Source organism: Verrucomicrobiota bacterium (genome assembly GCA_039192515.1).
Classification (GTDB): Bacteria; Verrucomicrobiota; Verrucomicrobiia; order Methylacidiphilales; family JBCCWR01; genus JBCCWR01.
This window is the reverse complement of record JBCCXA010000015.1, coordinates 1-14,409: the sequence shown is the minus strand read 5'-3', so window position 1 is coordinate 14,409 and position 14,409 is coordinate 1. Positions and strand designations below refer to the sequence as shown.

General features: G+C 45.0%; 12 protein-coding genes. 3 read left to right on the top strand and 9 right to left on the bottom strand.

Annotated features, from left to right (window positions below; genetic code table 11):
• Positions 1-3: 3 nt before the first annotated feature.
• From carB to AAGA18_08140, 9 genes are all read right to left on the bottom strand, one after another.
• Positions 4-3,267: a carbamoyl-phosphate synthase large subunit gene (carB, locus tag AAGA18_08180; GenBank protein ID MEM9445319.1), complete on the bottom strand. Its 3,264-nt coding sequence runs from the start codon at positions 3,265-3,267 to the stop codon at positions 4-6.
• Positions 3,268-3,333: 66 nt separating this feature from the next.
• Positions 3,334-4,356: a Holliday junction branch migration DNA helicase RuvB gene (gene ruvB, locus AAGA18_08175; GenBank protein MEM9445318.1), complete on the bottom strand. Its 1,023-nt coding sequence runs from the start codon at positions 4,354-4,356 to the stop codon at positions 3,334-3,336.
• A gap of 131 nt (positions 4,357-4,487) precedes the next feature.
• Positions 4,488-5,099: a Holliday junction branch migration protein RuvA gene (ruvA, locus tag AAGA18_08170; protein ID MEM9445317.1), complete on the bottom strand. Its 612-nt coding sequence runs from the start codon at positions 5,097-5,099 to the stop codon at positions 4,488-4,490.
• A gap of 38 nt (positions 5,100-5,137) precedes the next feature.
• Positions 5,138-5,344 carry a DNA gyrase inhibitor YacG gene (gene yacG / locus AAGA18_08165; GenBank protein MEM9445316.1) on the bottom strand — a complete coding sequence of 69 codons (207 nt, stop codon included), beginning with the start codon at positions 5,342-5,344 and terminating at the stop codon, positions 5,138-5,140.
• Between the two features lie 26 nt (positions 5,345-5,370).
• Positions 5,371-5,553 carry a hypothetical protein gene (locus tag AAGA18_08160; GenBank protein MEM9445315.1) on the bottom strand — a complete coding sequence of 61 codons (183 nt, stop codon included), beginning with the start codon at positions 5,551-5,553 and terminating at the stop codon, positions 5,371-5,373.
• A 2-nt stretch (positions 5,554-5,555) separates the two neighbouring features.
• The gene (locus AAGA18_08155; GenBank protein ID MEM9445314.1) at positions 5,556-5,882 is read right to left on the bottom strand and encodes a multidrug efflux SMR transporter; all 327 of its coding nucleotides are present in this window, start codon (positions 5,880-5,882) and stop codon (positions 5,556-5,558) included.
• A gap of 62 nt (positions 5,883-5,944) precedes the next feature.
• The gene (locus tag AAGA18_08150) at positions 5,945-6,292 is read right to left on the bottom strand and encodes a phenylpyruvate tautomerase MIF-related protein (protein ID MEM9445313.1); all 348 of its coding nucleotides are present in this window, start codon (positions 6,290-6,292) and stop codon (positions 5,945-5,947) included.
• A 566-nt stretch (positions 6,293-6,858) separates the two neighbouring features.
• Positions 6,859-8,388, bottom strand: coding sequence for an alginate export family protein (locus tag AAGA18_08145; GenBank protein ID MEM9445312.1), 1,530 nt, complete (start codon positions 8,386-8,388; stop codon positions 6,859-6,861).
• Positions 8,389-8,477: 89 nt separating this feature from the next.
• Entirely contained in the window at positions 8,478-9,365 is an 888-nt protein-coding gene (locus AAGA18_08140; protein MEM9445311.1) for a fumarylacetoacetate hydrolase family protein, read from the bottom strand.
• A gap of 246 nt (positions 9,366-9,611) precedes the next feature.
• On the opposite strand from AAGA18_08140, the gene AAGA18_08135 reads away from it, so the two are divergent.
• The 3 genes from AAGA18_08135 to AAGA18_08125 all read left to right on the top strand — a co-directional run bounded on the left by AAGA18_08135 (position 9,612) and on the right by AAGA18_08125 (position 13,943).
• A complete protein-coding gene (locus AAGA18_08135) occupies positions 9,612-10,904 on the top strand; it encodes a glycosyltransferase (GenBank protein ID MEM9445310.1) in 1,293 nt (430 codons plus the stop codon).
• Between the two features lie 62 nt (positions 10,905-10,966).
• Positions 10,967-13,063 (top strand): HAD-IIB family hydrolase, encoded by a 2,097-nt coding sequence (locus AAGA18_08130; GenBank protein ID MEM9445309.1) that lies wholly within the window; start codon positions 10,967-10,969, stop codon positions 13,061-13,063.
• Entirely contained in the window at positions 13,053-13,943 is an 891-nt protein-coding gene (locus AAGA18_08125; GenBank protein ID MEM9445308.1) for a carbohydrate kinase, read from the top strand. The genes AAGA18_08130 and AAGA18_08125 overlap by 11 nt, the downstream gene beginning before the upstream one ends.
• The last annotated feature ends 466 nt before the right edge of the window (positions 13,944-14,409 follow it).

Below are 14,409 nucleotides of genomic sequence, written 5' to 3'. Positions count from 1 at the left end.
AACTCAGTTTGCGTGGTAATCCTGTAGAGGCTGCACACTTAAACCCTCTTTCTTAAAGGAAGCTATCGCCTCAACAGACGCCTGAGCGGCTGAAATGGTGGTCATGACTGGAACATGATGGTAAAGAGCTTGCGTGCGAATTTTTACCTCGTCTTGGCGCGCGACTGGACCTGCAGGAGTATTAACCACCAGCTTGATTTCATCATTCTTAATCAAGTCGAGGACATTTGGTCTTCCTTCAGCGAGTTTTAGTAAAGGCGTCACAGGAATCTTATGATCCCGAATGGCTTGTGCCGTGCCATGCGTGCTGCATATTTCAAAACCGAGTCCGGAGAGCTCTCCTGCTAGCTTGATGGCAGCCTCCTTGTCTTGATCCCTCACGGACACAAATACTTTGCCTTTTGAGGGCAAAGGGGGTTGAGCCGCCATTTGTGCTTTGCCATAGGCCAAACCAAAATCTGCATCTATCCCCATGACCTCTCCAGTTGATTTCATTTCTGGGCCGAGCAATATGTCAACACCTCGAAACTTAACAAAAGGAAAAACGGCTTCTTTCACGCAGAAGTAATCCGGTGTAACTTCTTTATGAAAGCCAATGTCGTCCAGACTTTCTCCAGCCATAATCCGCGAAGCGTACTTTGCCAGTGGCACTCCAACAGCCTTACTGACAAAAGGCACAGTTCGGGAGGCTCTAGGGTTTACCTCAATAATATAAAGCGTGTCGTCCTTAACAGCATATTGCACATTCATCAGACCCTTCACATGAAGTTCCTTGGCGATTGCCAACGTAGCAGACCGAATTGTCTCGATCATTCCGGAACTCAAAGAGTAGGGAGGAATGGTGCAAGCACTATCACCTGAATGTACCCCAGCACGCTCAATATGCTCCATAATGGCACCAACAATGGCTTTCTCTCCATCCGCTAAACAATCCACATCAATTTCTGTCGCGTCATCGAGAAACTGATCCAACAAAACAGGTCTTTCAGAACTAACCTGCACAGTATTTGTTTCCATGTATTCGAGAAGCTCCTTGTCGCTGTAAACAACCTGCATAGCGCGTCCACCTAAAACGAAGGACGGACGCATAAGAACAGGGTATCCCACTTTTGTTGCCGCGCTAAGTGCACCTTCCGTATCAATCGCAGTTGCATTAATTGGCTGACGAAGGTCGAGCTTTTGAATCATCTCTTGGAATAGTTTACGGTCCTCCGCCCTCTCAATAGAATTGACAGAAGTGCCAATGATACGGACACCTTTGCTTGCCAAACCTGAAGCAAGATTGAGAGGGGTCTGCCCTCCAAACTGCACAATGACACCTAAGACTGAATCGTTGGTATTCTCTGCATGATAAATACTCAGAACATCCTCTACTGTAAGTGGTTCAAAGTAGAGCTTGTCAGATGTATCATAGTCCGTGGAAACTGTCTCAGGATTGGAATTTACCATAATCGTTTCGAAGCCTTGCTTCTGCAGAGAGAGACTTGCATGTACACAGCAGTAATCGAATTCTATGCCTTGGCCTATACGATTTGGACCACCCCCTAAAATAATCACTTTCTTTGTATCTGTTAACCTATGTTCATTGTCCCCGCGATCATAGGTGGAATAAAAGTATGGGGTATAAGCTTCAAATTCTGCCGCGCAAGTATCCACGAGGCGATAGCTTGGTGTCAGTCCATTTTCTATTCTCCAGGCCAAAAGCGCATCCTTAGCTTCTTGGTACTGGTCTTTTGGTGCAGTGAGTTCAGCAATTTGTTTGTCAGAGAAACCGTAGCTTTTGGCTTTGGCGAGAAGAGGTAATAACTCTTTATTGCCTACAAAAGATTTATCTTCAACCTCAATAGAGAGATCATAAATCTGCTTGATATTCTGCAAAAACCAACGATCTATCGCAGAAATTTGGTGGATTTCTTCTAGAGAAAATCCGTGCTGTAATGCATGGGTTATCCACCATAGGCGCTGATTGTTCGGGGAGCGCAATTTAGTTCGTATCAGTTCATCAGGCTCTTTCTCTGTAGGGGACCCCAAAGCCAAGCTTCCGTCCCTCTCTTTAAGATCAAGTGATCGAACCGCCTTCTGGAAGGACTCCTTAAACGTTCGGCCGATAGCCATGGCTTCTCCCACACTTTTCATTTGCGATGTTAAGGTGCTGTCAGCATCAGAAAATTTCTCAAAAGTGAATCGAGGAATCTTAGTGACTACATAATCAATCGTGGGCTCGAAAGAAGCTGGTGTATCACGTGTGATATCATTTTTGAGCTCATCCAGAGTATACCCAACCGCCAATTTGGCGGCAACTTTGGCAATGGGAAATCCGGTTGCTTTAGATGCCAAGGCCGATGAGCGCGATACCCTGGGGTTCATCTCAATGACAATCATGCGGCCAGATCTAGGATCTATTGAAAATTGGATATTCGACCCGCCAGTCTCGACACCTATCTCACGGATGATGGCAAAGGAAGCATCCCGCATGTATTGAAACTCTTTATCTGTTAAAGTTTGCGCAGGGGCTACCGTTATAGAATCTCCGGTATGCACTCCCATAGGGTCAAAATTTTCAATGGAACAGATAATAATGCAGTTATCATTCTTATCCCGAACGACCTCCATTTCATACTCTTTCCATCCAAGAAGTGACTCTTCTATCAGAATTTCTGTTGTAGGTGATAGATCTAATCCACGAGCTGCCAACTCCTCAAACTCCTCCCAATTGTAAGCAACACCTCCGCCCGTGCCTCCCAAGGTAAAAGCAGGCCGCGTGATGACTGGAAATTGTCCAATTTCTTTGGCAACATCCTTAGCCTCTTGAAGATTGTGAGCTATCCCGGACTGGGCGACATCTAGCCCAATCTTGATCATTAGTTCTTTAAAGACTTGGCGGTTTTCCCCCTTATGAATCGCATCAGCATTAGCGCCTATCATTTCCACATTGTGCTTCTTAAGCACCCCCGACTCAAAAAGCTTCATCGCGGTGTTCAAGGCCGTTTGACCACCCAAAGTTGGTAGAAGCGCATCCGGTTTCTCTTTTTTGATAATGAGCTCTACAGCTTCTGGAGTAATAGGCTCTATGTAGGTTCGATCAGCGAACTCTGGGTCCGTCATAATCGTCGCCGGATTACTATTGACCAAGATGACTCTGAAGCCTTCTGCTTTCAAAGCTTTACAGGCTTGAACGCCTGAATAATCAAATTCGCAAGCCTGACCAATAATAATGGGTCCTGAACCAATGAGGAGAATCGATTGAATATCGTCGCGTTTAGGCATTGGGCGAAACAATAGACCCAATTTCTAGTCTGTGAAGAGAAAATGTTAAATCTTGGTTATTGGCAACTATATAAGCTCATTTTGCCTTTTGGGAGCCGTTAGCCCTAGCCGTTCATAAGCCAATGGCAAAGCAATTCTACCTTGTTGTGTGCGTTGCAAATAGCCCTCTAAAATCAAGTAAGGCTCGTGCACTTCCTCAACCGTGCCAGGCTCTTCGCCAGTAGCAACCGCCAGGGAGCTCATCCCAACAGGTCCCCCTTGAAATTTATTTATCAGAGCCTCCAAAATTCGCTTATCCATTTCATCGAGTCCATGGGAATCAATTTCGATCATATTGAGAGCTTTGTCTGCAACTTCAGATGTTACTCTTCCACCTGCATTGACTAAGGCATAGTCACGCACCCAACGCAAAAGATTATTCGCTATCCGAGGCGTGCCCCTTGACCGGCGGGCAATTTCAAAAGCTCCATTCGGATCCATAGGCAAATCTAACAAATCAGCTGAACGTAAGACAACTTTTTGCAAAAACTCAGCAGAGTAGTAATCCAAGCGATTGATCATGCTAAACCTTGAGCGAAGTGGTGCACTAAGCATGCCGGCGCGGGTTGTGGCTCCAACGAGCGTGAACTTGGGAAGATTCAAACACACCGAACGCGCATTGGGACCTTGATCAATAATAATATCAATCCGGTAATCTTCCATAGCTGGATAGAGATACTCTTCAATCGCCTTATTGAGCCGATGGATTTCGTCTATAAAGAGAATATCACCCTGCTGCAAATTGGTGAGCAGACCAGCTAAGTCGCCGGCCTTGTCAATGACTGGCCCAGAGGTCGTGCGAAGATTGACGTTGAGTTCTTGAGAGAGAATATTTGCCAGAGTTGTTTTGCCCAGGCCCGGCGGGCCGCAGAGAAGAAGATGATCCAGAGCCTCTTCCCTCATTTTGGCTGATTGCACCATGACTCGGAGACGTTCTTTGATTTTATCCTGGCCGACAAAATCTTCTAATCTCTGTGGGCGCAGTGAAATCTCATAATGGTCGGAATTTGCTTCATCATGATTAAATTGCGCAATGGTATGTTCAGCCATAGAGTCAGTTTATTGATTTTGAGAAATTTTTAAAGTGATTTGGCCACTTAAACTCGGATGACGCAAATCACATCAGGCTAATTTTCACCTTGAACTGAAGCACCTTGGCAGTTCGTTGGCTAAAAAACTATTCAGGACAACAACTTCAAGGCATCCCTAACCATCTGTTCAATACTCGTTTTTTCTGTTACTTTCTCCAGAGCTTTAAGAGCATGAGGTTGTTTATAGCCCAATGCCATGAGAGCCAACAGGGCATCGTTATTTAATTCTTGTTGCGGATTAACAACCTCCTCACTAGCACTTAAAGCTGTTCCCGTTGAAGTTGCCCACGCCTCCGTCACCCCCATTTTATCCTTGAGTTCAACAATGATGCGCTCAGCCGTTTTTTTGCCCACACCTTTAATCTTGGAAAGAAATCCTACATCGCCATGTGCCACTGCCGTGCGAAATTGAGGCGACGTACATCCACTCAATAAGGATAACGCCAATTTGGGCCCTACGCCTGAGACATAAGAAATGAGCAGCCTAAAGAGATCACGCTGTTCCGTTTTATGAAACCCGTATAGCGTATGCGCATCTTCCTTAACCTGCAAATGTGTCCAGAGCCTCAGGTCTTGCCCTTCATTTGGCAAATTCTCGTAGGTGGAATTCGGTATGAGAATTTCGTATCCTAATCCCCCGGTTTCAATAATGATTCGCCCTGGAAGTGATTCGACAAGTTTACCTGAAATAAATGCGATCATGTTTTGACCCTAGAACAAGCTGCGCAAATAGGAAGACTCTAATCCCTTTCCGGGTAATCCAGATAAGTGCCAGGCGGAAGCTCTTCGTAGTCTTCTAGATGATCTGGGCGCAATCGCTCTGAAATTCGGTGATCTTCATCAAACCACTTGCCAAGGTCAATCAGTCTGCAACGCCTACTGCAAAAGGGCCCCAAATCAGTCGCAAACCAATGACCCTTTTTTCCGCAGGTGGGACACTTTACCATGGGATTAGTCATTTTGAGGCAGCTCCTTAGGGCTCTACAGATGCGGGATACATATCCTCTACGCTCACATCCCCTGTATAGCGATCTAATCTGACTATTTTCCCTTGCTCCGGAACAGTGATAATTTCATACCTGTTTACTAAACCTAATACAATAATAAGCAAAGCAAACAACCCGGCAATGAGATAGAGAGGGGAACTCGATTTCATCTTTAAGAATGGGACATAGACGTTAAATGAAGCCCACCAACACCCACAATGATAAGCCCAATAAAGAATAGTTTAGAAAAAGAGGCGGACTCTTGAAAGCACAGAATCCCCAAGAGCGCAATCAATGCGGTCCCTATACCCGCCCACATGGCGTAAACCATCCCAATCTCCAATGTTTTGACACAAAGGTTTAGGAAAAAGAACGCGATCCCGTAGAAAACAAAAATAAGAATGGAAGGGGTCATGTATGTAAAACCCTTGGAGAATTTCATGCAAGCAGAGCCCGCCACTTCAAACAAGATACCCAAAATAAGATAGATCCAGTGCATACGGAAGACTAGGACTCGTTTCGGAGATGGGAAAGCAGAGATTAGTGGGACCGTAAATATCTCTAAGCAAAGGTTTTTCCATTCCATCCCCACATGGCACGAGGTGCATCCGAAAACTCAATGTAAATTCTTGAAGGACTAATCCCTAAGTGGGCCTCACAAAAAGAACATAAACTGGCAGATAGATCTAGAGCCCTAGACTCAGGCAAGCCTATACTCTTAAGCTCGATATAAGCAGCAGGATCAGCATTTCCGGCAAAGTTTAAACTTTCATTGGGATACAACGAAACCATGACATATTGCTCAGGCTTACCTAGAGACTCAGAAGCCTGTTTAGAGGCCTCCCTTAAAAGGGTGTCATGCTTGGCGGCTGGTATATCTGTATTGGTATGAATGGCAAGATACGGCATAGCCCAGATAGTGCGAAGCACATCGGCGGTTGGCAAGCATAAGCATGATTCAAACGCGCATTGTCCCTGATTTGATGGTCATAACTGAGTTCCATACGGCTATGACATGAAGCCTAACCCTCGCTTTGTCTCTACCAAGTTCTTTTCCTTCACTCCACGACTTGCCCGTATCTCACCACCAAGCCCACCCTACCGTCATCTTACAATTTGATCGAGCAATCTTGAGAATTTGCGTCTCGCCTAAATCGAGGCCGGCATCAAGAGATCAAATCTAGAAAGTCTCCCACGGAAAGATCATGCTTGGAGGAAAGAATTCGCCCAAAATGCCGTGCCTGTTCCCTCTAAGTACCTCGGTCAAACCGAGGTATGACATAAGGAAGGTGAATCCGCACGGGTATGATCCTCTTACCAACACCCCAAACTATATCATGACTCCTTCCTAACACCATATCCTAACCTCATCCCACGACTTGATCGGGGGATCCAGTAAAAGTCAACATGTTTTGTCTTTATGACCAGATTTTTTGGGAAAAGGAAAGAGGAAAAGGTGAAGAATGCTCAGATCTCTAAAAAGCGAGAGTGGTTTTTAGATAGAGAAAATCTGCGTCATCCACCCCTTTATCAATTGGGTCGGTATCGTAAACATAATCACCGGCAAAGAAGTGGGCATAGCCTACTTCTACACTAAACCATTTCTTTGGTTTATATTTCATGACTAGGTTGAGTTCGTTACCTACGAAGTGGGAGACATTCTTTTGGAGAGCTTTACCAAAGCGGTCTTTGTCACCCACTGGTTTAAGGTCAGATCCGGTCCAAGGACTGTTTGTAGAATCTAACCAATAGAGCTGATGGGATAGTTTAACAGAGAAGTTCTTTAGGGGTTTCGTCTGTATGCCAAAGCCTAGGTTATGTATATTTGACCAAGCAAAGCGATCCATAATGCCATAACGCCCGTCTTTATAATGGTTGGACGGATGTAGATTTTGGAAGCTGTGGTTGATGTCGTCTCCGGGGTCGTCGTCGCCGCTGGCATAGTTATATTCTACATATACTCTCGTTTTGTATTCTTTCTCTAGTTTGTATCCGGCCTCAATGTGGCTGGCGAAAGCCAAATGGTCTTGTCGAGAGGTATTGACTACTACTTTCTTTAAAGTTGAGCTGGTTTGTAGCGGATTGGAAATTTCGCCGACCTGCAGGTTAAGCTCTGCTTCAAAATCCCAATTATCCCATTCACCCTTCTTACTTTTGATAAAAGTTCCCAGCGTTAAATAGTCACCAGCGGGAGCGACATTTCCTGAGCTTTGCTTGTCTACATTTTTAAGAACGGTTTTTGTATCCACATCGCTCTTGCTCCGAAAAATGGCATAAAAATTGGAATCGACCTTGGGGATGATATCGGTATGTGACCAAAGACCTGTAATGAGGTCCTCTGTGTCAGGTTCATTGAAGCTGTCTGTGATGTGTCTTACGATCCAGCCAGAGAAAAATTCTACCCAGTAGTCATCAGCATGGTAGCGAAGTTTGACGGAATCAAAGGTGTTTGAATTATTGCCCCAGTCATCCTCTCCTAATAAACGACTGTCGCCATATTTCCATACTTGTCTGCCAAAGGTTAAAGTGAAGGGGATATCCTGTTGCATGTCCCATTTGACCCAAGCTTGTCGTAAATCAATGGGGCTATCGTTTTTACTGAATTCTCTGTTGTCCACGATTCCTTCAGGATCATCAAACAGGGTTCGGGAATCTTGTAGTTGTGAATAAAAGGTGAGTTCTTCGGTTGCAATCCATTTAAGACCTAGACGAACTCGCGACAAAAGTCCGGCATCATCGCGAATGTCACTCTTGTCTGTGAAATCAACCGTATTATCCCTCCATTCAAATTTTTGTCTCAGCTCAAAGTCAAATTGCAGCTTGTCATCATAGAACTTGAAGGGATCTCCAAACTTCCAGTTCTTTTTCTCATAGTCCACTTCTATCACATCTAGTCCCATTGGATCAGATCCAGGACCTGCTGTGGCTATGGGACAAATAGTAATATTTGTAAGTAACAGGAAGCAGACAATGTACGCGAAGGAGCAATTTTTAGTAAGCATCATGCACCTAGATCGGCGCAATTGTATTTAACTTAAGGAGAAAGCATAAATAGTTTGCTCATATATTTAAATTTGAGCTTTTGAGGCGCCTGTCATTTATACCTATGCATTTCTGTGCCATTTCCATAAGATTGAGGACGGAAGGCGGCGACTTTTTGTTTCGAGGTTCCAAGGCGGTCAATGCCTAATTCCATAATGTCATTCGGCCTAAGATAGACTGGTGGATCAAAGCCAAAGCCAACTCCCTCGGGTGTACCGGTAGAGATGACATCACCAGGTAACAGGGTCATGAATTCTGATAAATAGCTCACCAACGTGGGGACATCAAAAATCATATCCTTGGTGTTATTATTTTGCATGGTTTGGCCATTTAGAGAGAGCCAGATATTTAGGTTGTGTGGGTCTGGGACTTCATCTTTGGTGACAAGGCATGGTCCCAGTGGAGCAAATGTATCACAGCTCTTGCCTTTCACCCATTGCCCGCATCTTTCTAATTGGAAGGCTCGTTCGCTGACATCGTTGTGCAGAGTGTAACCTGCTATGTGGTCCATGGCTTTGTCTTTGGAAATGTAACGAGCAGTCTTAGCTATAACGATGGCCAGTTCGACTTCCCAATCTGTCTTCTCACCACCTCTAGGGATCATAACATTGTCATAGGGCCCCGTGATAGCAGTTGTCGATTTGAAAAAGACGACAGGTTCTTTGGGTGCTTCCATTCCTAGTTCTTCGGCATGCTTATGGTAGTTCAACCCAATACATATCAGTTTACTAGGCCTGGCGATGGGCGGGCCAAGTCGCACATCTTGTGATATCTCGGAAGCGTTTCCTTTGTTAAAATCAGTAGCAAGCTTAGCAATGCCATCCTTTGCGAAAAAAAATTCGTTATAATCACGTACCAAATTGCTCACGTCGTAACGAGCGTCCTTTATTTCAAGTCCTGGTTTCTCTTGTCCAGGTTCTCCAAAACGTATGAGTTTCATGGGGTAGGTTATTTTCTGGCTGCTAGTTATTGAGAGTCATAAGTGCTTAGTTTGTGGAAGTGTGACACGCTTCGGAGAGATCATGCTTCTGGCAAAGCAACGGTTAGATTTTTAAATGAAATGCTATTTTACGAGGCTTTTGAGACTCTTCAATATTTCTTCTTCCAGAAAGTGTAAAGCCAGACTAACCTGGCAGCTATGGTTGATGGTAATTTGATAAATGACTCCGGGCTGCCTCGGATCTGCATGATATCCACCCATGGTTATGTTGCAGCAGAGCCCCCTTTAGGTGCTGCAGATACGGGTGGGCAAGTTGTTTTTGTTTTGGAGTTATCGAAGAAATTGGCTCAGCTTGGATATGAGGTCGATATTTGGACAAGACGCTTCGAGGATCAACCGGAGATCGACGAAATGGGAGACCAAGTAAGGGTCTTAAGGATGCCTTGTGGAGGGAAGGATTTCATCCCCAAGGAGTATCTCTACAAAAAATTGCCAGAGTGGGGTGAGCATACACTGCGCTTCATAGAAAAGTATCAATTAAAATACGAATTTATTAACAGCCACTATTGGGACGCTGGGCTTGCTGGCCAGCATCTAAGCACGGTTCTCAAGATTCCTCATCTTCACACCCCTCATTCCCTAGGAGTTTGGAAAGAGCGCCAAATGGAGAAGGATTACCCGGAAAAAAAGGAGGAGTTCGAAAAAACTTTTAATTTCAGCCGAAGGAATCACCACGAGCGCATACTCTATGCGGAGTGCGATATGGTGATTGCCACTACTCCGATCCAGGTGGATATGATTCGAGAGGATTATGATGTGCCTGCAGAAAAAATTCGTATGATTCCGCCAGGCTACGATGATAATCGCTTTTTCCCCGTAAGTAGTGCTTCCCGAGCTGCCCTGAGACAGAAATTTAATATGACTCAGAAAACCGTGATGGCCCTGGGGCGTTTAGCCACGAATAAGGGGTATGATTTACTCATTCAGGGATTTTCGGAAGCTGCTAAGCGAATGCCAGATGTCAGATTGCACTTGGCAGTCGGAGGGGAAAAGATGGATGAATATGAAACGGGGATTCTTGATAGTCTCAAGCGCTTAGCCCAAGAGTTAAAAATACAGGATCGGGTGGAATTCTCTGGCTTTGTCTCAGATGATGATCTGGCAGATTTTTACAGGGCGGCAGATGTTTTTGCACTATCCAGCCGTTATGAGCCTTTTGGCATGACAGCTATCGAAGCCATGGCTTGTGGCACTCCAACTGTAGCCACGATTCATGGAGGACTTTACCGGGTGCTGGACTATGGATATCACGGTCTATATGCCGATACATTTGATAAAGAGGATTTAGGAATAACGATGATGAAAGCATTGAAGTATCCAAAAATTTGGAATCGCTTATCCAGAAACGGTGCGCAATTGGCACGCAGTTTGTTTACGTGGACTGGAATAGCGCAACAGTTGATAAGCGCGGTAGAGCAAAGGAAGTCATCAGGTTTTGGCATGCCCAGTATGGACGACCTAAATAGCTGGAGTCGTTAAAGATGCCATGGAAACTGTAAAATGGTCTCGGCTTATTTGCACAGTTAAAGGAGTATAAGTTAGTGATACGTTTATTTTCAACAGACTTAGATGGGACTTTGCTTGGTAACCCGGAGGCGGTAGCTAAGTTTAAGCAGTCCTGGGAAGGGCTTGAGCCAGAGCGTAAGCCCTTGCTTATTTTAAATTCAGGCCGTCCACACGCGGAGATCATGACAGTCTTAGAAGAGCAAACGTTGCCAGAACCAGATTACATCATCAGTCTCTTGGGAACAGATGTTTGGGATTGTAAAAAGGGAGAATCTGTTCCTGAATTTCGGGGTCATTTTTGCCAAGGATGGGATTTGTCTGAGGTGGAGAGAATTTTAGAAGCAATTCCCGGAACTGAGAAGCAGCCCGAGGAGCTGCTTCATACCTACAAGTCTAGTTGGTTTTTGGAAAATGCGAGTGATGAAGTGATCGCTGAACTCAAAGAAAATCTTAAAGGTGCCGGGCTGGATGTGGTTGTTAACTATTCGCGTTATAAATATTTGGATATCCTTCCTGCTAGAGCCAATAAGGATCAGGCACTAGATTGGCTATGTAGCTGGTTAAAGATTCCTCTAGATAAAGTTCTTGTAGCTGGGGATAGCGGAACAGACGCAAGTATGTTCCATCTTCCAGGTGTTAAAGGCATAGTGGTAGATAATGCTCAGCCGGAGCTTTTCGAGGCGGTTGTCAATCATCAGGATGTTTACTTGGCAAAAGATGTCATGGCGGATGGCGTACTGCTTGGACTAAGGCATTTTGGAGTGATAGATAAACTTCCTGACGCGCAATCAGTTAGGGATCTACAGATTGACGTAGACCCCTCCTTAAGGATGCTCTTTGAGGAAGGTTTGCTTACTTCTATTTCCAAGAAAGAGCAGAGCTTGATCAAAGAGGGGTACCGTAAGGCCGTTAGGACACTCGAGAAGAACATTACTCCCATGGGGTTTTCTGCGGCTTCTTTAGAAGACAATACAGTGACGGGAACAGATGAGAACTATCGCAGCGTTTGGGGTAGAGATGGAGCAATTACTATTATTTGTAGCATTTCTTTGGACAGCCCCAAGATGCGCCAAGCTCAGAAACAAACGTTGATGACGCTCTTTGATAACATTACACCAAATGGACAAATTCCGAGTAATGTTCGTATCGACTCGGGAAAGCCTGATTACTCTGGTGTTGGGGGTATCTGTTCGATTGATAGTGGATTGTGGGCGGTTATTGCTTTTTATACCTATGTCCGTGCGACAGAGGATTTTGACTTTTTAGAGCAATATGCTGATTCATTGCAAAAAGTCATGAATTGGCTAAGTGCGCATGATAGTAATAATGATGGCCTTTTGGAAATTCCAGAGGCAGGTGATTGGACTGACTTGTTTGGACGCAGCTATAATGTTCTATACGACGAGGTCTTGTGGTACCGAACCAATGTTTGTTATGGGCACATCATGGAATGGAGGAGTGATCATGATAGAGCAGCGGACTATTTCCGCTGGTCGCAGCATATTCAAGCCGAGATTCTAGACAATTTTTGGCCTACGACCAAAAGGGCACAGCAACTGGACGACAATGTAACTTTTGCAGATAGACAGTTTTCGGTTGGTGATGCGCAGTATCTTTTAGCTCAAATCTCGCCCTTTAATTTTAATTGGAGGTGTGACACCTTTGGAAACTTGCTGGCATTTATATTTAATCTTTTAGATATAGATCGTGCAAAGACCGCCTTTAAATACTTGTGGGGAGTGGGTGTTAATGAGCCTTGGCCCATAGCCAACTTGTATCCGCCGGTGCAAGCGGGGGATCCTGATTGGATGCCTTATTATACTGTGAACCTTTTGAATCTGCCGCATCATTACCACAACGGGGGTATATGGCCTCTGGTGGGGGGGCTATGGGTTGTGTTTATTCATAGACTTGGACTCGCTGATGTCGCTGCGCGAGAGCTAGTAAAATTAGCAGAGCTCAATAAACTTGGTGTGGAAGATGAATGGGAATTTAATGAATGGGCCCATGGAAAAACAGGCAGACCTATGGGGAAACGTTATCAGGCATGGTCCGCGGCTTCTTATATCCGCGCTTGTCATGAGTTGCATCTAAAGGCAGAGAAAACGGGGGCCGGCTCCAATGGAAAGTAAGGGTCCAGTATTTTGTTTTGGAGAAGTATTATGGGATTGTTTACCAGCGGGGCTTTTCATGGGAGGAGCACCGTGTAATGTAGCCTACCATATTCAGCAGGGTGGCCTCGAGGTCTATCCAGTTACTGCTGTAGGCAGCGATTTTTTAGGAGAGGAAATATTACGGCGCCTCAAGAAAGCTGGGCTATCGGATACCTTTGTTACGGTAATTGACCATAAGTCTACGGGTGTGGTGCTCGTATCAATTGATGAAGCTGGCAATGCGACTTACGAGATTAAAGAAAATGTAGCGTGGGATCACATTGGGCTTACCTCACATCTTGAAGAAATAGCGCATAGAGCTAGTGCGATTATCTTCGGAAGCCTTGCGCTACGGGCGCTTCCTAACCGAGCTGTTCTATCCGCTTTGCTTAATGGGGCAGAACATGCCCTCAAGTGCTTTGATGTCAATTTACGTCCCCCCTTTGACGACCTTGAACTTGTCAGAACTCTATCGGAAGAGGCAGATCTTATCAAGATGAACGCAGATGAATTAAAGGTGTTGGTAGATTCAGAAAATTCCTCACTAGAAGATATGGCGCGGGTATTCCAAGAATCAGTCGGTGATAAAAAAATTTGTATCACGGATGGAGGAAACGGCGCAGGTCTATTAATTGATGATAAGTGGTACAGTGAGAAAGCCAACAAAGTTGAAGTTAAAGATACCGTGGGTGCTGGAGATAGTTTCTTGGGAGCTCTCATAACCTCATTAGTCCAAGGGACGGAAGACCCACAATCAGCGTTAAGCCGAGCATGTCGTATGGGTGAGTTTGTGGCTACATCTAACGGTGCCATGCCAAGCTACAAATGGCAAAATAACACCCCTGTTGCATTAGGGTAAGCAGCAGTTTTGGCGTCATAAGATAACAACACTGGGTCAACCCTAATCATTTAAAACGGAAGCGGTCATAGAAGTTGAAGGAGATACACCAAAGCTTGAGCCACAAGGCAAAGAGCGTCGATGAAGATGCATCAATCACATCACTCCAAAAGATGATACCTCTAGGAGGCTCTCCGTTTCTGGGGACTAAGATCTTGCGTAGATTTTTAAGTCCCTACTGTATCATCTGGGTTCAAGCATTGCCTTGAGCGGATCTACTCTTGAGAGAGCATGTCATCTCCCAAGACATCAAAAGTCATAGGGATTCGACAAGCAGACTGGAGGCTCAGCGTTTTTTAGTTTGAGTGGATTTGATGGTCAGGTTCTTGGTGGCTTGAGCTGTGGCGCCATCATTATCGGTTGCCACCAGCTTGAGCTTGTAAGTTCCTGTTGCTAAGCCCTGCAATCCCTTGTTATTGATGCTCTT